The organism is Aequorivita sp. IT1183, from assembly GCF_058068265.1.
In genome coordinates this window covers 342,990-363,642 of sequence record NZ_JBYRHS010000001.1, presented here as the reverse complement: position 1 = coordinate 363,642, position 20,653 = coordinate 342,990, and the positions used below count along the sequence as shown (strand labels likewise).

The 20,653-nt window shown below is 36.4% G+C and carries 23 protein-coding genes; 20 read left to right on the top strand and 3 right to left on the bottom strand.

Annotated elements, in window-relative coordinates; translation table 11 throughout:
* Positions 1-129 precede the first annotated feature (129 nt).
* A complete protein-coding gene (locus tag AC3RVF_RS01590) occupies positions 130-1,464 on the top strand; it encodes an MATE family efflux transporter (RefSeq protein WP_489692595.1) in 1,335 nt (444 codons plus the stop codon).
* A 35-nt stretch (positions 1,465-1,499) separates the two neighbouring features.
* Here AC3RVF_RS01590 and AC3RVF_RS01585 read toward each other — a convergent pair whose 3' ends face one another.
* The gene (locus tag AC3RVF_RS01585) at positions 1,500-2,816 is read right to left on the bottom strand and encodes a phenylacetate--CoA ligase family protein (RefSeq protein WP_489692594.1); all 1,317 of its coding nucleotides are present in this window, start codon (positions 2,814-2,816) and stop codon (positions 1,500-1,502) included.
* Positions 2,817-2,883: 67 nt separating this feature from the next.
* On the opposite strand from AC3RVF_RS01585, the gene purD reads away from it, so the two are divergent.
* On the top strand, positions 2,884-4,155 hold the full coding sequence (gene purD, locus AC3RVF_RS01580) for a phosphoribosylamine--glycine ligase (RefSeq protein WP_489690386.1): 1,272 nt from the start codon (positions 2,884-2,886) through the stop codon (positions 4,153-4,155).
* 4 nt (positions 4,156-4,159) lie between these two features.
* Here the strand turns inward: purD and AC3RVF_RS01575 are convergent, their stop codons facing one another.
* Positions 4,160-4,387, bottom strand: coding sequence for a DUF6341 family protein (locus AC3RVF_RS01575; RefSeq protein ID WP_489690387.1), 228 nt, complete (start codon positions 4,385-4,387; stop codon positions 4,160-4,162).
* A 41-nt stretch (positions 4,388-4,428) separates the two neighbouring features.
* On the opposite strand from AC3RVF_RS01575, the gene AC3RVF_RS01570 reads away from it, so the two are divergent.
* From AC3RVF_RS01570 to AC3RVF_RS01550, 5 genes are read left to right on the top strand one after another with little or no spacing between them, the layout of a single operon-like run.
* Entirely contained in the window at positions 4,429-5,382 is a 954-nt protein-coding gene (locus tag AC3RVF_RS01570) for a DUF6427 family protein (RefSeq protein ID WP_489692593.1), read from the top strand.
* Entirely contained in the window at positions 5,379-6,020 is a 642-nt protein-coding gene (locus AC3RVF_RS01565; protein WP_489690389.1) for a hypothetical protein, read from the top strand. The genes AC3RVF_RS01570 and AC3RVF_RS01565 overlap by 4 nt, the downstream gene beginning before the upstream one ends.
* A complete protein-coding gene (locus AC3RVF_RS01560; protein ID WP_489692592.1) occupies positions 6,017-7,015 on the top strand; it encodes a DNA adenine methylase in 999 nt (332 codons plus the stop codon). Before AC3RVF_RS01565 ends, AC3RVF_RS01560 begins: the two co-directional genes overlap by 4 nt.
* A gap of 54 nt (positions 7,016-7,069) precedes the next feature.
* Complete coding sequence (locus AC3RVF_RS01555) at positions 7,070-7,678, top strand: DUF4254 domain-containing protein (protein WP_489690391.1); 609 nt, start codon at positions 7,070-7,072, stop codon at positions 7,676-7,678.
* 54 nt (positions 7,679-7,732) lie between these two features.
* Positions 7,733-8,764: a glycosyltransferase family 9 protein gene (locus AC3RVF_RS01550; RefSeq protein WP_489692591.1), complete on the top strand. Its 1,032-nt coding sequence runs from the start codon at positions 7,733-7,735 to the stop codon at positions 8,762-8,764.
* Positions 8,765-8,863: 99 nt separating this feature from the next.
* On the opposite strand, the gene AC3RVF_RS01545 is transcribed toward AC3RVF_RS01550, so the two are convergent.
* A complete protein-coding gene (locus tag AC3RVF_RS01545; protein WP_489690393.1) occupies positions 8,864-9,904 on the bottom strand; it encodes a 2Fe-2S iron-sulfur cluster-binding protein in 1,041 nt (346 codons plus the stop codon).
* Between the two features lie 279 nt (positions 9,905-10,183).
* On the opposite strand from AC3RVF_RS01545, the gene porW reads away from it, so the two are divergent.
* From porW to AC3RVF_RS01480, 13 genes are all read left to right on the top strand, one after another.
* A complete protein-coding gene (gene porW / locus AC3RVF_RS01540; protein WP_489690394.1) occupies positions 10,184-12,730 on the top strand; it encodes a type IX secretion system periplasmic lipoprotein PorW/SprE in 2,547 nt (848 codons plus the stop codon).
* A gap of 55 nt (positions 12,731-12,785) precedes the next feature.
* Positions 12,786-13,247 carry a bactofilin family protein gene (locus tag AC3RVF_RS01535; RefSeq protein WP_489690395.1) on the top strand — a complete coding sequence of 154 codons (462 nt, stop codon included), beginning with the start codon at positions 12,786-12,788 and terminating at the stop codon, positions 13,245-13,247.
* A gap of 22 nt (positions 13,248-13,269) precedes the next feature.
* Positions 13,270-13,488 (top strand): AtpZ/AtpI family protein, encoded by a 219-nt coding sequence (locus AC3RVF_RS01530; protein ID WP_489690396.1) that lies wholly within the window; start codon positions 13,270-13,272, stop codon positions 13,486-13,488.
* Positions 13,485-13,889, top strand: coding sequence for a DUF6168 family protein (locus AC3RVF_RS01525; protein ID WP_489690397.1), 405 nt, complete (start codon positions 13,485-13,487; stop codon positions 13,887-13,889). Before AC3RVF_RS01530 ends, AC3RVF_RS01525 begins: the two co-directional genes overlap by 4 nt.
* A gap of 118 nt (positions 13,890-14,007) precedes the next feature.
* Positions 14,008-15,096: a F0F1 ATP synthase subunit A gene (gene atpB / locus AC3RVF_RS01520; RefSeq protein ID WP_489690398.1), complete on the top strand. Its 1,089-nt coding sequence runs from the start codon at positions 14,008-14,010 to the stop codon at positions 15,094-15,096.
* A 32-nt stretch (positions 15,097-15,128) separates the two neighbouring features.
* Entirely contained in the window at positions 15,129-15,332 is a 204-nt protein-coding gene (atpE, locus tag AC3RVF_RS01515) for an ATP synthase F0 subunit C (RefSeq protein ID WP_237601234.1), read from the top strand.
* Between the two features lie 80 nt (positions 15,333-15,412).
* On the top strand, positions 15,413-15,904 hold the full coding sequence (locus AC3RVF_RS01510) for a F0F1 ATP synthase subunit B (protein ID WP_489690399.1): 492 nt from the start codon (positions 15,413-15,415) through the stop codon (positions 15,902-15,904).
* A 6-nt stretch (positions 15,905-15,910) separates the two neighbouring features.
* Positions 15,911-16,447, top strand: coding sequence for an ATP synthase F1 subunit delta (atpH, locus tag AC3RVF_RS01505; protein WP_489690400.1), 537 nt, complete (start codon positions 15,911-15,913; stop codon positions 16,445-16,447).
* Between the two features lie 57 nt (positions 16,448-16,504).
* Positions 16,505-18,085 (top strand): F0F1 ATP synthase subunit alpha, encoded by a 1,581-nt coding sequence (gene atpA, locus AC3RVF_RS01500; RefSeq protein ID WP_489690401.1) that lies wholly within the window; start codon positions 16,505-16,507, stop codon positions 18,083-18,085.
* 83 nt (positions 18,086-18,168) lie between these two features.
* Positions 18,169-19,044 carry an ATP synthase F1 subunit gamma gene (gene atpG / locus AC3RVF_RS01495; RefSeq protein ID WP_489690402.1) on the top strand — a complete coding sequence of 292 codons (876 nt, stop codon included), beginning with the start codon at positions 18,169-18,171 and terminating at the stop codon, positions 19,042-19,044.
* Between the two features lie 94 nt (positions 19,045-19,138).
* Positions 19,139-19,672 carry a hypothetical protein gene (locus AC3RVF_RS01490; protein WP_489690403.1) on the top strand — a complete coding sequence of 178 codons (534 nt, stop codon included), beginning with the start codon at positions 19,139-19,141 and terminating at the stop codon, positions 19,670-19,672.
* A 105-nt stretch (positions 19,673-19,777) separates the two neighbouring features.
* Positions 19,778-20,284, top strand: a complete 507-nt coding sequence (locus AC3RVF_RS01485) for a hypothetical protein (RefSeq protein ID WP_489690404.1) — start codon at positions 19,778-19,780, stop codon at positions 20,282-20,284.
* Between the two features lie 2 nt (positions 20,285-20,286).
* On the top strand, positions 20,287-20,652 hold the full coding sequence (locus tag AC3RVF_RS01480) for a cupin domain-containing protein (RefSeq protein WP_489690405.1): 366 nt from the start codon (positions 20,287-20,289) through the stop codon (positions 20,650-20,652).
* Position 20,653: the final 1 nt, after the last annotated feature.

The window sequence follows — 20,653 nt, the reverse complement described above, 5'->3', positions numbered from 1 at the left end:
TATGAATACAAAATTAACGTAATTATTCTTCGACTCATCAAACTTTCACATTTTGCATAAATTATATCACTTTAAGGCCTATCAATCCTGTTGGCTTTTTTCATTTTACGTAGTTTTGCTTTTTCGAAAATGCAGCACACCGATATATCATTTAAACGAATTCAACAGCTCGCAATTCCAGCTATTATTGCAGGAATTGCCGAACCCGTGCTATCTGCCACCGATGCAGCAGTAGTTGGAAATATAAGTGAATTCGGTATTGAGTCGCTCGCAGCGGTAGGGATTGTTGGGGCATTTCTGTCTGCTCTTATTTGGATTTTGGGTCAGACTCGAAGCGCTATTTCAACAATTGTGTCGCAAAACCTTGGCGCAGGAAAGTTGAAGGATCTACATAACTTTCCAGCGCAGGCAATTTATTTCAATATTGTGCTGAGTATTATCGTGCTGTTTTCTACCTATTTCTTTGTAGAAGAAATCTTTAAATTCCTCAATGCCGAAGGCATGATACTGTCTTTCAGCATAGACTATTACAACATTCGCGTTTGGGGTTTTCCACTTACGCTTTTCACTTTTGCAGTTTTTGGATTGTTCCGAGGACTCCAAAATACATTTTGGCCAATGATTATCGCTGCAATCGGTGCAGCGTTAAACATAGGGTTAGACTTCGCTTTGGTATACGGAGTTGAAGGCTATGTTGCGCCAATGGGAATTAAAGGCGCCGCATGGGCAAGTCTTTTCTCGCAAGCGGTCATGGCGATATTGGCCTTGATTTTTCTTTTAAAGAAAACTGAAATTTCTTTAAAACTTACTTTCCCGCTACACCCCGAAATAAAGCGTTTGATAAATATGAGTTTGAATCTATTTTTGCGAACTGTAGCGTTAAACACCGCATTAATATTGGCAACGCGAGAGGCTGCAGATTTAGGGAAAGAATATATTGCTGCACACACTATCGCGTTTAATATCTGGATTTTCACCGCTTTTTTTATTGATGGATATGGTGCAGCCGGAAATATTTTAGGAGGAAAACTGCTGGGCGAACGCAATTATAGTTCACTTTGGGAACTCACGAAGAAAGTAAATCTATATAATATAGGAGTCGCCGCATTACTGGTTTTAGCAGGCTCCCTTCTTTATGAGCCCTTGGGACTTCTATTTAATAAAGACCAAAAAGTGCTCAGTATTTTTTACAATATGTTTTTTATGGTTCTGCTTTGCTTACCCTTTAATGCCTTGGCTTTTACGCTAGATTCTATTTTTAAAGGATTGGGAGAAATGCGCTATTTGCGAAACGTACTTTTAGGAGCAACAGTATTCGGTTTTATTCCGGTGCTATTTCTTTCAAAATATATGCATTGGGGGCTGATTGGTATTTGGGCCGCACTGATAGTTTGGGTTGCATATAGAGCGGTGGCACTGATGATTAAGTTTAAAAAGAAATACATTCCACTAATAGAAAGTTAACGCTTTTACTGAACAGATTACTTCAATTTATTTCTTTATTCACTAGGTTTAACTAATGAAATAAACTGTTTTAATTTGCCGCTTTTACTTCGTTTCAAAATAGCTGTTCTTTCAAAAACAAGCTTTAAATCCTTTTCCAAATATTCTGTAATTGACTTTTGAATTTCAAGTTTTTCTTGGGGTACGAGTTCTTTATGAGCAACATATTGAATTTTAAAAGTATCTATTTTGGTTTGTTCGATAACAAATTCTTTTACATTACCATCATTGGAGATTACACTTTTAGTAACATAATAAAAGGTAAGTCCTGGCACAATCTTCCCGCTCGGCAACTTGGCTATATCGTTTTTGCGGCCTATTAACTTTTCTAAAACAGGATTTTTGTAAGTGCTCGACTTGGCTAAAACACCAATATCGCCAATCTCATAACGAATCATGGGATGCGCCTTATTGTATAATGCTGTAATTACAATCCGTCCGGAACTACCTAAAGGAACTGGTTTGTCATCTTCGTCAAGAATTTCGATGAACATCGTACTGCTATTCACTTTTAATTCATCTTCTGAATTTGTAAAAGCTATCAATCCTAACTCAGAAGCTCCATATTCATTAATTATAGGAATATTAAAAACGTTTTCCATCAATTCTTTATCGTCTTCAAAAAGCATTTCACTGGTTGCAATGCAATATTTTAAAGTTGGGCAAACTTCAGTGAGAATGATATTTCTTTCTTTTAAAAACTTGGCAAAAAGGACAATTGCACTTGTATATCCATTGATGTAATCAAACTTTTTATGTTTGAAAAGAATTAAAATTTTTTCCATTTTTTCTTCTGAAAGATCAAAAACAGAAAACCTATATCTATGGCTCAAAAAATCTTTAAACCGTTCTTTGTAATATCCTTGAAAATTTAATGGAATGCCGTAAAATCGCGCCTGTAACGATGAGTTTAGATCGATTCCCAAATTCCCATAACTGTCTATAAATTCTGCCCAAGATAAGGAGTGGCAATATTTGTCTTTCGCGAATATAAATGGCGTCCCGCTGGAACCTGAAGTTTTACTTATATAGATAGACTTCTTTAAATATTCTTCGGATAGTCTATCTTCTAAAGGTTGCTGAAGATGGCCTTTTGTTAAGACAGGTATATCTTCCCAAGCTAAATTATCAGTGCCAATAAAATCGCGATAAAAAGAATTATTTTGAAAGTGATATCGAACTATTTCTTCACGGGTTTTTAAAATATAGCTTTTAAAATCGGTTTCTGGAATTTGTTGAATTTCTTTAAGCTTCGCTTTTGCCTCATCAATGCGATAGCCATTAAGCTTTAATGTATTTTCAAACAAATTCATTTTGGAATATATTAGGGTGTCAATTTACAAACAATTATTTTTGACACCGAAACAAAACATTTCAATTATGAACATCCTTATTCTTGGTTCCGGTGGTCGCGAACATACTTTTGCATACAAATTTGCGCAGAGCAAACGCTGCGATAAACTTTTTGTAGCTCCCGGAAATGCCGGTACTGCTTCCATCGCAACAAATGTGGAATTAAAAGTAACCGATTTTGAAGCGGTGAAAAATTGTGTTCTTGAAAATAATATTGAAATGGTAATTGTTGGTCCCGAAGATCCTTTGGTGCTAGGAATAGCCAATTATTTCGCCGAAATTGCCGAGTTAAAAAATGTGATGCTAATTGGTCCCTCAAAAAGGGGCGCATTATTAGAAGGAAGCAAGGAGCGTGCTAAAGAATTTATGATGCAGCATAACATTCCCACGGCTGCTTACCAAAGTTTTACTGCAAAATCTCTGGAAGCTGGGAAATTATTTCTTGAAAAATTGAACCCTCCCTATGTTTTGAAAGCCGACGGTTTAGCCGGTGGAAAAGGTGTTTTAATTTTGAATGATTTAGACGAAGCCAAACAGGAGCTTGAAAATATGCTCGCCCATAGCAAATTTGGCGAAGCCAGCTCTAAAGTGGTTATCGAAGAATTTTTAGACGGAATAGAACTAAGTGTTTTTGTTTTAACAGATGGTAAAAATTATAAATTGCTGCCTACTGCAAAAGATTACAAACGCATTGGCGAAGGTGATACTGGATTGAATACTGGTGGAATGGGCGCCATTTCCCCAGTGCCATTTGCAGATGAAGTTTTGATGAAAAAAATTGAAGATCGAATTGTTAAGCCTACTGTTAATGGTCTGTCCGAAGAAAATATTGACTACAAAGGTTTTGTTTTTATCGGTCTTATAAATGTGAATAACGAACCGTATGTAATAGAATACAATGTGCGTATGGGCGATCCTGAAACGGAAGTTGTGCTACCGCGCATAAAAACCGATTTGGTAGATTTATTTGAGGCGACTTATAATAAAAAACTCAATGATATCAATATTGAAATTGACGACAGAACCGCAACTACGGTTATGCTCGTATCTGGCGGATATCCTGAAGCGTACGAAAAAGGCAAAGTTATTTCAGGTTTAGAAAAGGTGGAAGGTTCTATTGTTTTTCACGCTGGAACAAAGTTTGAAAACGGTGAAACACTTACAAACGGCGGACGCGTTTTAGCGGTTACATCTTTGGATGATGATTTCAGAAAGGCACTAAAAAAATCCTATCAAAACATAGAAAAACTATCTTTTGACAGGATGCAGTATCGTAATGATATAGGTTTCGACCTTTAGAAAATTACGGATTTTCGTCGAAAGTATAAGTTACTTCGGTGTTTTCGTTGAAACCTTTCAATTGAAGCAACCAGTATATAAAAGCAGAAGCGCCAATTAACAAAAATACCCAAGAAACAATATTTGCTAGCAACCAGCTTTCAAGCTCCAGCTTCATCAAAGCGTCATAGGGAATAAACAGAATATCTTCAAAAAGGGAAGCTATTACTTCCCAAAAACCTTTCCAAGTCATATCTTTAATCTTTAGAAGACAAAAATATAAAATAACCCCGTATGCTGACAAGCTTTTTTGGAAAATCTAACCCAATAAACTATTTAATTCTCGGTGTTTTTATTATTCTGGGTTATTTGTATGCGGAAATTTCGGGAAATGCCGTCTTTATTTCCTTTTCAAGCATTTTTATCCATCTGTTTTTTATCCTTCTTAGCGTATTGGCAATGCTGCTTTTAGATTTTATTATTCGGAAGAATTATTTAACAAAAAACAATACATACGCCATTTTATTCTTTACCTGTTTTATGGTAATGCTACCAATAATTTTTCTTCAATATAAAATAATACTTGCGAATGCCTTTCTGTTGCTAGCGCTACGGAGATTAATGAGCTTGCGAAGCGATAAAAATTCGACAAAAAAAATACTTGATGCTAGCCTATGGATTACCTTGGCTGCTTTGTTTTATTTTTGGAGTCTATTATTTTTTATACCGCTTTGGATTGCAATAATGCAAAAGCCAAATGCTAATTACAAGCAAATACTGGTGCCATTCGTGGGGTTTTTTACTATCGTTGTTTTATATACCACGTATCAACTTTTAAGCAATAATACGTTTGCTTGGCTTTACAATTGGAAAGACGACATCAGTCTAGATTTTTCGGTGTATAATTCGGTATCAATATTAATTCCTGTTACCATTATTTCGGCGTTTTATATTTGGACGGGTATTTATCGGGTTTCAAAAATTCCTGTAATTCCTTTAAAAGAAAAGCCAAATTTCATATTGCTTATATACGTTAGTATTACAACGATTTTAATTGCATTGGGAGCTCCGGAAAAAAATGGTGCCGAGATACTTTTTGTTTTAGCTCCAGTTTCAATTATTTGCGCAAATTATATTGAAATTTCTTATAGAGAGGATTATCATAAAACTGACACTTCAGAGTTTTGGTTCAAAGAAGTTATGCTTTGGTTGGTTGTGCTTTTGCCTTTTGTATTTATGTTATTATGACTTTTTTACTTCAAAATATTGAAAAAGAGCTTAAACGGAGACATTCATATTCGTATAAATGGTTTCGCAAACAAAACGATGCGTGGGACAATCACACAAATTTTATTTATCAAATTTCTAATTGGGACATACTTATTCAGAAAATTGCTACGCTTACGGATATTCACGGTTTTAACGAACAACATCTCTTTCAATACGCTGCAAACCGATGGTATAATTTCTGGAGTGCAAAAGCGGTAGAGCAAATTTTTACTGAAATTGAAGGTATTGAACCTGTGGCCGAAAGAAAAGATTCTGAAAAAGATTTTTATCTCTTCGGAATACCTTTTGACCATAAAACATCTGTCTTTCCGAAGCAATTCAACAAATCATTTACATATGCACAAAGCCATAAAGCAGAATTGATAGAATGGCTCTATAAAAATCAAAGTGCCCAAAAAAGACATCATTTAAAAAACCGTCTTTTTATAGTTGTATATGCTGAAAACGGCGAACATTGGAAACTAAAGGCTGAAATTTCAATGCTTAAAAAAGCCATTCAAAAATATGTTGCAAGCTTTAAGCGGGAGCAACTTCATTCCTTTACTTTTGCTAACGAACAAAAAACTTTCAGTGATATTATCTGGGTTTCGCAATGAATTATATAGGCTCTAAACACAAACTTTCCAGCTTCATTTTTGAAACGGTTACCGAAATCTGCGGAAACGATCTTTCCAAAAAAGTATTTTGCGACCTTTTTGCAGGCACCGGAATCGTGGGCCGAAATTTTAAAACTCACGTAAAACAGGTAATTGCCAACGATGTGGAATATTACAGTTTTGTACTGAACCGAAATTATATTGGCAATCATGCTGAATTTGATTACGAAGACCCTTTAAGTGAATTGAATACTCTAAAAGGTGAAAAAGGCTTCGTTTTCGAAAATTATTCCGAAGGTGGAAAAGCTGGAAGAAACTATTTTACTTCAGAAAACGGACAGAAAATTGACGCGGCTCGGCTTCAAATTGGAGCGTGGAAAGAAACTTCAAAAATATCCGAATACCAATTCTTTTTTCTACTTGCCTCATTGTTAGAAAGTGCAGATAAAGTGGCGAATACGGCTTCAGTTTATGGCGCTTATTTAAAACACATTAAAACTTCCGCTGCAAAAAATATGGTAATTAAACCTGCCGTTTTTCAGCAAACAGAAAATACACACCAAGTTTTTCAACAGGATAGTAACACACTAATTAAAAAAATTAAGGGAGATATTCTCTATTTAGATCCTCCTTACAATGCCCGCCAATACGGTGCAAATTATCATTTGCTAAATACTATCGCAAAATATGATACCTTTGTGCCAAAGGGAAAAACAGGCCTGCGCGATTACTACAAAAGCGATTGGTGCAGAACTGGAGAAGTCCTTAAAAGTTTTGAGGAATTGATTGAAAACGCACAATTTCCCTACATTTTCCTGAGTTATAATAATGAAGGATTAATGACTCAAAAAGAAGTGCAAACGGTAATGGAGCGCTTCGGAAAATATACTTTAAAAACTAAAAAATATCAACGTTTTAAAGCAGACAAAACCGAAAACCGAAACCATAAAGCCACAGAAACTTTTGAATATTTGCATATTTTAGAAAAGAAATAAAGTCGGTGTCTGAGCGGAATCGAAGACACATAAACAACAATAAATTAATAGATAATGTTTTCAGACAAAGCCAACAAAATCTTCGCAGAAGTAATAAACAAGTATCACGAAATAAATACCGTGGATCAACCTTTCAGCAATCCGTACGATAAAGACAGTGATTTAATTGAACATTTGTTATACCGAAAATGCTGGATTGATACCGTGCAATGGCATTATGAAGATATTATTCGCGATCCAAATATCGATCCTGTTGCGGCACTTAAATTAAAGCGCCAAATAGATGCTTCCAACCAAGATCGCACAGATATGGTTGAATATGTTGATAGTTATTTCCTCGAAAAATTTAAGGATGTAAAAGTCAATGATGAAGCTACTATCAATACTGAGAGCCCAGCTTGGGGAATTGATCGTTTATCAATTTTAGCTTTGAAAGTGTATCATATGAATGAAGAGGCAACGCGTACCGATGCTTCTCAAGAACACCAAATTGCTTGCAAAGCAAAGTTGAATATACTGTTAGAACAACTTGTGGATTTAAGTACTGCCATTAACCAACTTTTAGACGATATTGCTCACGGCAGAAAATACATGAAAGTCTACAAACAGATGAAAATGTATAATGACGATGAATTGAACCCCGTTCTTCGCGGAAAAAAATAGAACTATTTTTAAACCTAGCAGGTTTTCAAAACCTATTAGGTTTTTAGAATCCCAATGTCCAAACCTTCACACATATTAGTAATCCGTCTCTCTGCAATGGGCGATGTGGCAATGACTGTGCCTGTGCTGCACGTTTTGGCGCAGACTTATCCTGAATTAAAAATTACGGTACTTTCCCGACCTTTTTTTAAACCTTTCTTTGAAGAAATTCCAAATCTGGATTTTTTAGAAGCTGATGTTTATGGGAAACACAAACGCTTCGGCTTACTGAAATTAGCAAAGGAGGCGCAGGAATTAGGCATCGATGCTGTGGCAGATTTGCACAACGTTATTCGTTCAAAAATAATCGCGAAATATTTAAAGTTTAAAGGTCTTGCAACTGCGACAATCGATAAAGGCAGAGCAGAAAAAAAAGCTTTGGTGTCTAGTGGAGGTGAAAATATTTCACAATTAAAAACAACGCAGCAGCGCTATGCTGATGTTTTTGAAAAACTCGGTTTTCCAATCGATTTAAAAAATTATGTTGCTCCACCACAAAAACGATTAGTTCCCAAACTAAACGGTCTCATTGGCGTGGAGCCAAAAAAACTAATTGGTATAGCCCCTTTTGCTGCGTATAAAAGTAAAATGTATCCGTTGGGTTTAATGGCCGAAGTAATTCGTGGGTTGGATAAAACAGACAAATACCGAATCTTCCTTTTTGGTGGCGGAAAAAAGGAAATAACCCAACTTCAGAAATTTGAAAACCCTTTTGCTAACGTTACCAATGTAGCGGGAAAACTAACATTTGAAGAAGAACTTGCCCTGATTTCAAATTTAGATTTGATGCTTTCTATGGACAGCGGCAACGGTCATTTGGCGGCAATGTACGGCGTGCCAGTAGTTACACTTTGGGGTGTAACGCATCCATTCGCTGGGTTTGTTCCTTTTAATCAACCAGAAAACCATCAATTGGTAGCCGATCGAGAAAAATACCCACTTATTCCTACCTCTATTTACGGTAACAAGTTTCCTAAAGGATATGACGACGCAATGGAAACCATTTTACCCGAAATGGTTGTTTCAAAAATAAAGGAAGTTTTATAACAACATCAACGCATTTAAAGACCTCAAAGGTTTTAAGAACCTTTGAGGTCTTTTTCGTTGCTTGAAATAAATGGTTTAGGTCGCTGAGCGGAGCCGAAGCTACACATCATCATAATCCACTACAACCTTTGGCGTTGTGGGATGCGCTTGGCAAGTAAGTATTAAACCATCTGCGATTTCAGCTTCTGTGAGTATTTGGTTTTTTCGCATTTCGGCTTTACCTTCTTTTAAGCGCGCAATACATGTACTGCAAATACCGCCTTGGCAAGAATAAGGTGGATCTAAACCTTTATCCAATGCTGCTTCGAGAATAGATTTGGTCTGCGACATTTCAAATATTTCTTCCTCATCGTCCAAAATTACTGTAATGCTCGTAAAACCATCGTGCTTTTCAACCAGAAGTCCTTTTTCAGCAGTAGAAAATAGCTCGTGATGAATTTGTTTTGAGTTGATGCCATTTTGTTTTAAGGTAGCGGAAACATCATCGATCATCTCTTCGGGACCACAGAGATAGAAAGATTCGAAAGAGCTGTCGCGGTATTTATTTTTCAGGTAAAAATTAACCAGTGAACGACCTATTCTTCCAAATTGTGCATCGCCTTCCTTTTCTCGACTAAATACGAATTCAACATCAAACCGCTTTGGGTATTTATCCTGTAACTGAACAATTTCGTCATAAAACATCGCTTCTTCTTTCGTCTGATTGCCATAAATAAGTAGAAACGAACTTTGCGACATTTCTTCCAAAGTGCTTTTTATCAACGATAGTACGGGTGTAATTCCACTTCCCGCGGCAAAAGCAGCATAATTTTTAAGATTTGGCTCCAGCGTAAACTTCCCCGTGGGAGGCATCACTTTTAACGTATCTCCAGCTTTTAGTTCATTATTTGCATACTCTGAAAACGTTCCTTTTTCTACCCTTTTCACCCCAACTTTCACTTCTCCACTTTTTGGCGAAGAGCAAATAGAATAAGCGCGGCGAAGTTCTTTTCCATCTTTAAGATGTTTTACAGTAATATACTGCCCAGCCTTAAAAGCAAATGCAGTTTTTAAATTTTCGGGTATATTGAAAGTAATTGAAACGGAGTTTGGCGTTTCTTTTTTCACTTCGGAAACGGTAAGCGTATGAGAGTCGCTCATAATAGTAAAATTTTTTTGCAAAAGTACGAAGGAAATCAAGGAAACAAAGCTTCAACGGCTTTAATGTGAAGCATTTTTTCGACGTTTCTTTAAGCAGATATTAAAAAGAAACGTATTTTTACCGCTCTATGGTGATTCTACATACTAAAATAGAACCTTTTAAGTTACAATATTATATAAACCAAAAGCATTTTGAAATGAGCCAGGACTTATCTTTTCATTCAAATAAAAAATGTGGAACAGCGAATTCCATCTTTCAATAATCGATATAAAATATAGATGAAAGGCACATATAAATTTACGCTATTTATTCTCGCTGTTGTTTTTTTGGCAGCTTGTTCTCGAAAAAAAAATACCTTCCTAAGTCGCAATATACAAGCGGTTAGTACGGAATATAATACGCTTTACAATGGCGACGTGGCTTTTACCGAAGCCAAAGCACAATTAGCTTATGGATTCCGAGATAATTTCTGGGAAGTACTTCCTGTAGAGCGCATTGATGTTCAAGAAGCTGAAACTAAAGCTCCCGGCGCCAATAAACAAGGCGGAGGAGGCTTTAATCGCGCCGAAGAAAAAGCTGCGAAGGCTATTCAGAAACATTCCATGTATATAGATGGCAAGGAATATAATCCACAAATAGACGAAGCTTATATGTTACTCGGGAAAGCCCGTTACTACGATGGCCGTTTTATTCCTGCTTTAGATGCTTTTAATTTTATTTTAGATCGTTATCCTACCAGTAACAACATAAATGTTGCAAAGGTTTGGAAGGCTAAGACCAACATTCGTTTAAAAAATGAGGATTACGCAATAGAAAACCTCAAAAAAATGTTTAATCAGGCCGATCTTACAGAAGAAGAAACCGCGGAAGGTGCAGCAATGATGGCACAGGCTTTTATAAATCTAGATTCATTACAGCCAGCGCTGGATTATATTAAGATTGCAACAGATAATGTTAATGATGATGAACTTAAAGGCAGGTACACATTTATAAAAGGCCAGCTTTATAATCGTTTAGGCGATAAAGACAGTGCCAACGTTGCTTTTGATGAGGTTATAGCAATGAACCGCAAGACTTCTAGAATCTATATGATAAATGCCTATTTGGAAAGAGGAAAAAACTTCGACTACGAAAAGGGAGATCGCACTGCATTTTTAGAGCTATTACAAGACCTTGAAAAAAATCGTGAAAACCGACCGTTTTTAGATAAAATCTACAATCAGTTTGGAGATTATTATTATAACAGTGATAGTATAGCAACGGCGGTAAAATATTATAACAAATCGCTGAAAGCTTTCAAGCAGGACAGAATTCTTCAGTCTGTAAACTACCAAACCCTTGCACTCATTAATTTTGATGCAGCGGAATATAGAAATGCCGGAGCTTATTACGATAGCACGCTCACTTTTCTACAAGAGAATAGCCGCCAGTGGCGCCGTATAAAGAAAAAGCGTGAAAATTTAGACGATGTTATAAAGTACGAAGAAATTGCAACCGCGAATGATAGTATCCTAAAACTAACAAAAATGAGCGAGTCTGAACAGCTTGCATTTTTCACAGATTTCACAACAAGGTTGAAGGAACAAGCGGTAAAAGATTCTTTGGCTGCCATAAAAATTGAAGAAAAAATTGCCAATAAAGAATTTTATGAAAAGGGAAAAACTGCTTCAGGCCCAAATAAAGGAAGCACTTTCTATTTTTACAATACTTCTACCGTAGCTTATGGTAAAGGTGAATTCCGAAAAACATGGGGAGAGCGAAATTTGGAAGACAATTGGAGACTTTCAAGTAAAAGAAGTTCGCTAATAACAGAAGATGTAGCGGTGGTCAAAGAAACAACGATTGCCGAAAACGAACTTTACAAGCCACAAACTTATATATCCAAGATTCCAACGGAACAAAAGGTTATTGATAGTTTGGCAAAGGATAGAAACTTTGCATACTATCAACTAGGATTGATTTATAAAGAAAAATTTAAAGAGTATAATCGTGCTATAAACAGACTTGAAAAACTGCTAACTTTTAATCCTGAAGAGCGATTGGTTGTTCCAGCAAAGTACAATCTGGTTAAGATTTATGAAACTTTAGAAAATTCATCGGCTGCAGACAGATATAGAAATGACGTACTAACAAATCACTCCGATACGCGCTATGCGGAAATTCTTCGCAATCCAAATTCACAATTGCCAACAGATGAGTCTAGCCCTGAGTTTAAATACAAACAATTGTATAAGGAGTTTGAAGCTGCCAAATATGAAGATGTAATTCAAAAGAGTGATGATTTCATTATAGTGTATAACGGCAATGATATTGTGCCAAAATTTGAATTGTTGAAAGCTACTGCAATTGCTCGTCAGCAAGGTTTTGAAGCGTACAAAAAGGCTTTAAATTTTATTTCGCTCAACTATCCTAATAGCGATGAAGGTAAACAGGCTCAGCAAATTTATAGTAGTACTTTACCTCTTTTAGCCGGGAAAGATTTTGCGCCAGACGAAGACTCAAAAAGTTGGAAACTGGTTTATAAATTTACCAGTGAAGAAGGCGAAGCCGCGCAAAAGCTGAAAGAAAAGCTTGATAAGGCTATAGAAGATTTTCGTTATACAAATATGGTAACTTCTATTGACTACTACACGCCAGGAACAAAACTTGTAATTGTTCACGGTTTAAACACTAAGCTGGGCGCACAAGGGTTTGGCGATATTTTGAAAGAAAAGAAAGAGTATAAAATTAAGTATCCTTTCTTTGAGATTTCAACTCCAAATTATAAAATCATTCAGATCCACAAAAACTTGGACGATTATTTACTGAAGGATGTAACCAAGTAACAGCCCTCGACAAACCGAATAACAGAATAGTAATCTTTATTAAAAACCAACTACTATGTTTTCCGATAAAAAAGAAAAACGAATAACTTCCGAACCAGGAACCGCTCAAAATAGAATCAATGAAGGCACCAAACTAAAAGGCGATGTGTCTTCTACAGGATTTTTCAGAATTGATGGTTCTATTGAAGGTAACGTAAAAACACCGTCAAAGGTTGTTTTAGGAAAAACAGGAGTGATAATAGGAACGCTAAGCTGTGAAAACGCAGATATAGAAGGCAAATTTGAAGGAAATTTACAAGTAACAGGAACCCTCACGTTAAGAGCTACAGCTATAATTGAAGGCGATGTAACTGTAGGCAAATTGTCTGTAGAGCCAGGAGCTACTATGAATGCTTCTTGTGTAATGCAAGGAGGCAAACCAAAAAATGTATCCACAATTAATCAATCAAATGTTGATACTTCCAAAGTAAATCCGTTTGAACGTCAACAGCAGATTAAAAGAGTAGCAGACTCTTAAAATTAAAATACCAAAAGTACCAATGGCAGATAATAATAACCTTCGTAAATGGGCCGTATTCTCTGGTATTGCGGTACAGATGGGCGTAACCATTGGCATCGGAGTTTTTATTGGCCAAAAACTAGACGAAAGTTATCCAAATAAATATTCTGCTTATACTATTATATTTTCGCTTCTAGGAGTTTTTATCTCTCTCTACGCTGTGATAAAGCAACTTCAAAATATGAATAATAAAGATTGAAAAATTTGAAATCAGATAGGTTTTATTATATCCCAACAACTTTAATTTTAGTTACAGCGCTGCTCTATTTTATACAGAATTGGGCGGTTGCCAGTATTTCTGATAGCTATAACTTCTTTTACTCCGTTTTCAACATTTATGTGTTTCATTTTGTAGTAACACTTATTATTCTGTCAATACTTTATCTTGTTAGTAAAAAGGCCCCAGACTATACTGGCTTCGCTTTTTTAGGCTTTATCTTATTAAAGATGGTTGCCGCGATTGTGTTTTTAATTCCACTTATAAAAATGGAAAATGTATCAAAAATTCCAGATTTTATATCCTTTTTCACCCCATATTTCATTTATCTTTTCATAGAGATCATTCTCGCTTTGAGGCTTTTAAAGCAATCTACAACTTAAGTAGTCTCAATTTATTTCAGAAAAATAAAACAATCACACTTACCCCCTTTTTTTTGTCGTTAAAAGTTGTACTTTTGCACAAATTTTAACGAGCACAATTTTTTATAGTTATTAACATATGAGGCTTACTCAAACACTTATCGGTAGCTTAGCATTAATTATTTTTTTATTGATGCCCTTTATAGGTACCGCATCGGACCCAAACCCAGAAGAGGGTGGTGGGAAATTTGACCCGAAGGAATTGATCAATAGTCACGTATGGGATTCGCACGAATTTCATATTGCCGACTGGTCTGGGCATCCCATAACTTTAGCTTTGCCTATAATACTTTGGACGGAAAATGGTCTTACCATTTTTCCATCGTCGGAATTTCATCACGATAATAGTGGTACTACAGTAGTAGAAGCCAACGGACATAGCTTCGTTAAATACCGTGAGCATATTTTTTACGCAGATCGTTTCGATCAAGAGAAATTTGAGGCAACCAGTACCATGGGACGTCCTTTTCTTTACGAAGACAGACCGTTAGACTTCTCGATAACAAAAACCGTTTTTTCAATGCTTTTTGTTTCATTGTTATTGTTTATAGTTTTTGGATGGGCAGCTCGTTCTTACAAGAAAAATAAAAAGGCGCCAAAAGGTTTGTCTGGGCTTTTAGAGCCAGTAATTCTTTTCGTGCGCGATGAGATTGCAGTGCCAAACATTGGCAGCAAATATCAAAAATACATGCCACTATTATTAACCATCTTTTTCTTTATATGGTTAAATAACTTAATTGGTCTTATTCCATTTTTCCCTTTTAGCGGAAACGTAACTGGAAACATCGTTTTTACCTTGGTAATGGCTGTTATTGTTTTCGTAGTTACAATTTTCAGTGGAAATAAATATTACTGGAAACACATCCTTACGCCAGATGTGCCAAAGGCATTATACCCTATTATGATCCCGATAGAAATTATCGGGATGTTTACAAAACCCTTTGCACTTATGGTTCGTTTATTTGCGAACATTACTGCTGGGCATATCATAATTTTGAGCCTTGTTGGCTTGATTTTTATTTTCGAAACTGCCGCCATTTCGCCGGTGTCAATTGCATTTGTACTTTTCATGAGCGTGCTGGAACTTTTAGTTGCTGCACTTCAAGCTTATGTATTTACATTACTTGCGGCGCTGTTTATTGGTCAAGCAGTGGAGGAGCATCATTAATTTTTGTTTAATTATTTTAAAAAGTTTCAATTATGACAGGAACATTAGCAGCAGTAGGAGCAGGACTGGCCGTAATCGGTGCCGGTATTGGTATTGGTAGAATTGGTGGTTCAGCAATGGACGCGATCGCAAGACAGCCAGAAGCTACAGCAAAAATTCAAACCGCGATGATTATTGCAGCGGCCCTTGTAGAGGGTGTTGCACTTTTCGCAGTGGTTGTGGCATTGATTGCCTAATTTTTAAAATTCAACATTTCGTGGCGGTTGGCCACGAGATGTTGTTTTAAATGAAAAAATTTTAAAAAAAATTATATCAAATGAATATAGTAGCACCAGAGAGTTTAATATTTTGGACCACCATCATATTTTTATTGCTTTTGATTCTTTTGCGAAAATTTGCTTGGAAACCAATTTTGGGTGCCGTAAGAACTCGCGAAACTTCCATTAACGATGCATTAGAAGCTGCCGAAAAGGCAAAACTTGAAATGCAAAACTTACATGCTGACAATGAAAAATTGCTTCAAGAAGCTCGCGCAGAACGCGAAGCTATGATGAAAGAAGCTCGTGAATTGAAAGCAAAAATGATCACCGATGCTAAGGAAGATGCCAAAGTTGAAGCTGATAAAATGGTAGCCCAAGCACAAGCCGCTATTGTAAGCGAAAAGAAAGCTGCAATTGCTGAATTGAAACAACAAGTGGCAAGCCTTTCATTAGAAATTGCCGAGAAAGTGGTAAAACACGAACTTTCTGATAGCGATAAGCAAATGAAGCTTGTAAATGAAATGTTGGGTGAAGCCAAATTAAACTAATATCCAATGAGCAGAGCAGCGATAAGATACGCGAAAGCAATTTTGCAGAAAGCAAACGAAAACAGTACAGAAGCTGTTTTATTTGGCGATATGCAATCTGTTTATAAAACTATTGAAGACAGCCGTGAATTACAAGCTGTGCTTCAAAGTCCGGTTATTAAAGCCAACGATAAAAAGAACGCTTTGTTGAAAATTTTCAACGAACAATCTGAAGCTACACATTCACTTATTAATATACTTGTAGCTAATAAACGTACTTCATTGTTGAGCAAGGTAGCAAAAAGCTTTGTAGATATTTACAACGACCAACAAGGAGTAAAAGCAGCTACGGTAATTACTGCTGTGCCTCTTACTTCAGATATGGAAGCTAAGGTAATGGCTAAAGTTAAGGAATTAACGGGTAGTGAAAAGGTAACATTGAAAAGTGAAACCGATCCTAAAATTATCGGAGGATTTATTCTTCGTATTGGCGATATTCAGTATAATGCAAGTATCGCAAACCAATTAGGAAATTTAAAAAGAGAATTCAGTAAATCAATATAATAAGGAAATTAGGTTTAGTCTAACGTCTTAAATCTAGCATCTAATATCTAAATCAAAATGGCAGAAGTAAAACCAGCTGAAGTATCAGCAATATTAAAGCAACAACTTACAGGCTATGAAGCAACTGCTTCCCTGGATGAAGTAGGAACTGTTTTGACCGTGGGTGACGGTATTGTTCGTGCATACGGACTTTCAAATGCTCAATACGGCGAATTGGTAGCCTTTGAAAGTGGTCTTGAAGGTATTGTATTGAACCTTGAAGAAGACAATGTAGGTATTGTACTTTTAGGTCCTTCAAAAGAAATTAGAGAAGGTTCTACTGTAAAACGTACCCAACGTATTGCATCGCTTAATGTAGGTGAAGGAATTGTTGGCCGTGTAGTAAATACATTAGGTCAGCCTATCGATGGTAAAGGTCCAATCACTGGTGAAACTTACGAAATGCCATTAGAGCGTAAAGCTCCTGGGGTTATTTACCGTCAGCCGGTAACTGAGCCACTTCAAACTGGTATTAAGTCTATTGATGCAATGATTCCTGTTGGCCGTGGTCAGCGTGAACTTGTAATTGGTGACCGTCAAACTGGTAAATCTACCGTTTGTATCGACACTATTTTGAATCAAAAAGAATTTTACGATGCAGGAAAACCTGTATACTGTATATATGTTGCTATTGGGCAAAAAGCTTCAACTGTTGCAAACATTGCAAACGTTTTAGAAGAAAAAGGCGCAATGGCTTACACAACTATTGTTGCTGCAAACGCATCAGATCCTGCGCCTATGCAGGTTTATGCTCCCTTCGCAGGTGCTGCAATTGGTGAGTACTTCCGCGATACTGGTCGTCCAGCATTAATTGTTTTTGATGACCTTTCTAAACAAGCTGTAGCATACCGTGAGGTTTCGCTTTTGCTTCGTCGCCCACCGGGACGTGAGGCTTATCCTGGAGATGTTTTCTTCTTGCACTCAAGATTATTAGAGCGTGCTGCAAAAATTATTGCAGATGATGGAATCGCAAAAGAAATGAATGACCTTCCTGCTTCTTTAAAAGGAATTGTAAAAGGTGGTGGTTCATTAACTGCACTTCCAATTATTGAAACACAAGCGGGTGACGTTTCGGCGTATATCCCAACAAACGTAATTTCTATTACCGATGGTCAGATTTTCTTGGATGGAGATTTGTTCAACGCGGGTGTTCGTCCGGCTATTAACGTAGGTATTTCGGTATCTCGTGTAGGTGGTAACGCACAGATTAAATCGATGAAAAAAGTAGCAGGTACTTTAAAACTGGATCAAGCAGCTTTCCGTGAATTGGAAGCGTTTTCAAAATTTGGTTCAGATTTAGATGCGGCAACTTTAAATGTAATTGAAAAAGGAAGACGTAACGTAGAGCTATTAAAGCAAGCTGAAAATGATCCTTACACAGTTGAAGATCAAATTGCAGTTATCTACGCAGGTTCTAAAAACCTAATGCGTAACGTTCCAGTTGATAAGATTAAAGAATTTGAAAGAGATTATCTTGAAATGCTTAACGTAAAGCACAGAGATACTTTGGATAACTTAAAAGCAGGAAAACTTACTGACGATGCAATAGATGTAATGACAACTGTTGCTAGTGAACTTTCAGCAAAGTATAAGAAGTAAAAAGTCTTTGCGACCTTTGCGCCATTGCGGTTTTATTTACTACCGCAAAGGCGCAGAGAACGCAGAGTAACATAATTAAAAAAATGGCGAATCTTAAAGAAATACGTAACAGAATATCATCCGTAGGTTCAACGATGCAGATTACCAGTGCCATGAAAATGGTTTCTGCTGCAAAATTGAAAAAGGCTCAGGATGCCATTACAGCAATGCGTCCCTATTCTGAAAAACTTACAGAACTTTTGCAAAACCTAAGCGCTACGCTTGATGCCGATTCCGGGAGCAAGTATTCAGAACAACGCGAGGTAAACAAAATTTTAGTGGTTGCCATTACCAGTAACCGTGGTTTGGCGGGAGCTTTTAACAACAACATCATAAAACAATCTCGTAACTTGGCTGCAAATACTTATGCTGGCAAGCAAGTAGATTTTATGACCCTTGGAAAAAAAGGAAACGATATTCTGAAGAAAACGGGAACGATACTAGAAAATAACAACGGTATTTTCGACGACCTTTCTTTTGATAATACTGCAACAATTGCTGAAAAATTAATGCTTCTTTTCTTAGAAGGGAAGTATGATAAAATTGTTATAGTTTACAACAGTTTCAAAAATGCTGCTACACAAATAGTGATGACAGAACAGTTTCTGCCAATTTTACCTCCAAAACAAATAGAAGGTCAAGGAGTAAAAACTAACGACACTTTCTATATTTTTGAGCCTTCAAAAGAAGAAATTGTTGAAGCCTTGATTCCAAAGAGTTTAAAAACACAATTATTCAAAGCTCTTCGCGATAGTGCTGCAAGTGAGCACGGAGCCCGTATGACGGCAATGCATAAAGCAACCGACAACGCAACCGAACTTCGCGACGACTTAAAATTGAAATATAACAAAGCACGTCAAGCTGCAATTACCAACGAAATTTTAGAGATTGTTGGTGGTGCCGAAGCATTGGCAGGATAGTACTAAATTATTTTATTTTGAAAAGCCTTTCGTTTTACGAGAGGCTTTTTTTTTGGTTTAATATTTTAAGTATCTTCATTAAAATTTTACACAAATGAAAAAACTGTTCTTTGTATTCGCTCTTCTACTTTTCGTGAACGCTATTGGCCAAAACCAAAAAGGAGAAATGTTACTTTCCGTATCGGTTTCTCCCTATCCCACTACAACAAATAATGAAGACGACTTCGGAGCTTTGGGACTGGTTAGTTTTGAATTTTTCGTTTTCAAAAATGCATCACTTTCCGGAAGTTTTTTCACTTCAAACAATACTCTTTTTAAAAATAATAGCGATGTCACTATTCATTCCTACGGCTTCATTCCGTCTATTCAATATTACGTTTTGAATAAAGAAAAATGGAATGTTTTTGCACAGCTCGGTTATGGTTATGGATTTGAAGACCAAACGCAGGGATATATTCAAAATAGCGCGCTAACGGTTTATAATATTGGTGCTGGCGCGCATTATAAAATTGGAGAAAAGTTATTTTTAAAATTACAGCTACCGTATTTCAACGCCAAAAATATTACACTAAATGTTGATGCCGCCAGCGGAGTAGCAGTGTTTTTAGGTGCTGCATATAAATTATAATTTATTGCTAAGCCTTTTACTATTCAGAAAAAGTTGGGTGTACAAGTTGAAACCGATGCATTTATTGTTCTATATTATTCGTAAATTTCGTGAATGATTAAAAAAATGAAAACAATAGCCATAATTTTAACGCTGCCCATACTGCTTTTTAGCTTAACGAACTGTGGCGGAACTCAAACTGCGAACGACCAAAAATCGCTTGTCCAAAACCCTCCTTTTAAAATTTCTGAAACCTATTTTCAAGATTGGGTTGCTGGGGTAAAAGACGGTGGCTCGGGTACCAACGTGCATATCATTTTGAGTGAAATTGAACCTGACGTTGTTATACAGAATATCTATTTCCGTAATCAGATTCTGAAAGCAAAAAATACCACGGTGGAGCCCAATCATTACGTAGGCTACCTTTTAAATTCTAATCAGCGCGACCTGGTTATGGATGCTGATCCAATGAAAGAAGCTCAAAATACGCCTGCAAAAGACTTCCCGTTTAAGTTGGAAACTAACCAAGCTGTGGTAGAATATTTATTCAACGGAACTAAAAATTATTATAAAATTGCCAGTCTTTCTCAGAAAGATATGATTCCATATCCACAAACAAATCCGCACGAATAGGCATGCAAACCATCAATATTCAAAATAAGTTTTCAACTTTCAAAAATCATTGGCATCCACATCAAATAGCGGTCGTGGACGATATGCAAGTACTTTTAGCAAAACTAAAAGATGAATTTGTTTGGCATAAGCACGAAGAAGAAGACGAACTATTTTTTGTTCAAAAGGGAACTTTGGAAATGCATTTTCGAAATTCCGTTGAAATTATAAATGAAGGTGAAATAATTGTGGTTCCAAAAGGCGTAGAGCATTGTCCGAAAACCAAAAATGGCGAAGAGGTGCACGTGCTTCTTTTTGAAAAAATTGCAACGAAACATACTGGAAATGTGACTTCTGAAAAAACTGTTGCCGATTATCCCAAAATCTAAA

Coding starts and splice junctions, on each gene's coding strand:
- AC3RVF_RS01590 (WP_489692595.1), top strand. CDS start 130: ATGCAGCACACCGATATATCATTTAAACGAATTCAACAGCTCGCAATT.
- AC3RVF_RS01585 (WP_489692594.1), bottom strand. CDS start 2,816: ATGAATTTGTTTGAAAATACATTAAAGCTTAATGGCTATCGCATTGAT.
- purD (WP_489690386.1), top strand. CDS start 2,884: ATGAACATCCTTATTCTTGGTTCCGGTGGTCGCGAACATACTTTTGCA.
- AC3RVF_RS01575 (WP_489690387.1), bottom strand. CDS start 4,387: ATGACTTGGAAAGGTTTTTGGGAAGTAATAGCTTCCCTTTTTGAAGAT.
- AC3RVF_RS01570 (WP_489692593.1), top strand. CDS start 4,429: ATGCTGACAAGCTTTTTTGGAAAATCTAACCCAATAAACTATTTAATT.
- AC3RVF_RS01565 (WP_489690389.1), top strand. CDS start 5,379: ATGACTTTTTTACTTCAAAATATTGAAAAAGAGCTTAAACGGAGACAT.
- AC3RVF_RS01560 (WP_489692592.1), top strand. CDS start 6,017: ATGAATTATATAGGCTCTAAACACAAACTTTCCAGCTTCATTTTTGAA.
- AC3RVF_RS01555 (WP_489690391.1), top strand. CDS start 7,070: ATGTTTTCAGACAAAGCCAACAAAATCTTCGCAGAAGTAATAAACAAG.
- AC3RVF_RS01550 (WP_489692591.1), top strand. CDS start 7,733: ATGTCCAAACCTTCACACATATTAGTAATCCGTCTCTCTGCAATGGGC.
- AC3RVF_RS01545 (WP_489690393.1), bottom strand. CDS start 9,904: ATGAGCGACTCTCATACGCTTACCGTTTCCGAAGTGAAAAAAGAAACG.
- porW (WP_489690394.1), top strand. CDS start 10,184: ATGAAAGGCACATATAAATTTACGCTATTTATTCTCGCTGTTGTTTTT.
- AC3RVF_RS01535 (WP_489690395.1), top strand. CDS start 12,786: ATGTTTTCCGATAAAAAAGAAAAACGAATAACTTCCGAACCAGGAACC.
- AC3RVF_RS01530 (WP_489690396.1), top strand. CDS start 13,270: ATGGCAGATAATAATAACCTTCGTAAATGGGCCGTATTCTCTGGTATT.
- atpB (WP_489690398.1), top strand. CDS start 14,008: ATGAGGCTTACTCAAACACTTATCGGTAGCTTAGCATTAATTATTTTT.
- atpE (WP_237601234.1), top strand. CDS start 15,129: ATGACAGGAACATTAGCAGCAGTAGGAGCAGGACTGGCCGTAATCGGT.
- AC3RVF_RS01510 (WP_489690399.1), top strand. CDS start 15,413: ATGAATATAGTAGCACCAGAGAGTTTAATATTTTGGACCACCATCATA.
- atpH (WP_489690400.1), top strand. CDS start 15,911: ATGAGCAGAGCAGCGATAAGATACGCGAAAGCAATTTTGCAGAAAGCA.
- atpA (WP_489690401.1), top strand. CDS start 16,505: ATGGCAGAAGTAAAACCAGCTGAAGTATCAGCAATATTAAAGCAACAA.
- atpG (WP_489690402.1), top strand. CDS start 18,169: ATGGCGAATCTTAAAGAAATACGTAACAGAATATCATCCGTAGGTTCA.
- AC3RVF_RS01490 (WP_489690403.1), top strand. CDS start 19,139: ATGAAAAAACTGTTCTTTGTATTCGCTCTTCTACTTTTCGTGAACGCT.
- AC3RVF_RS01485 (WP_489690404.1), top strand. CDS start 19,778: ATGAAAACAATAGCCATAATTTTAACGCTGCCCATACTGCTTTTTAGC.
- AC3RVF_RS01480 (WP_489690405.1), top strand. CDS start 20,287: ATGCAAACCATCAATATTCAAAATAAGTTTTCAACTTTCAAAAATCAT.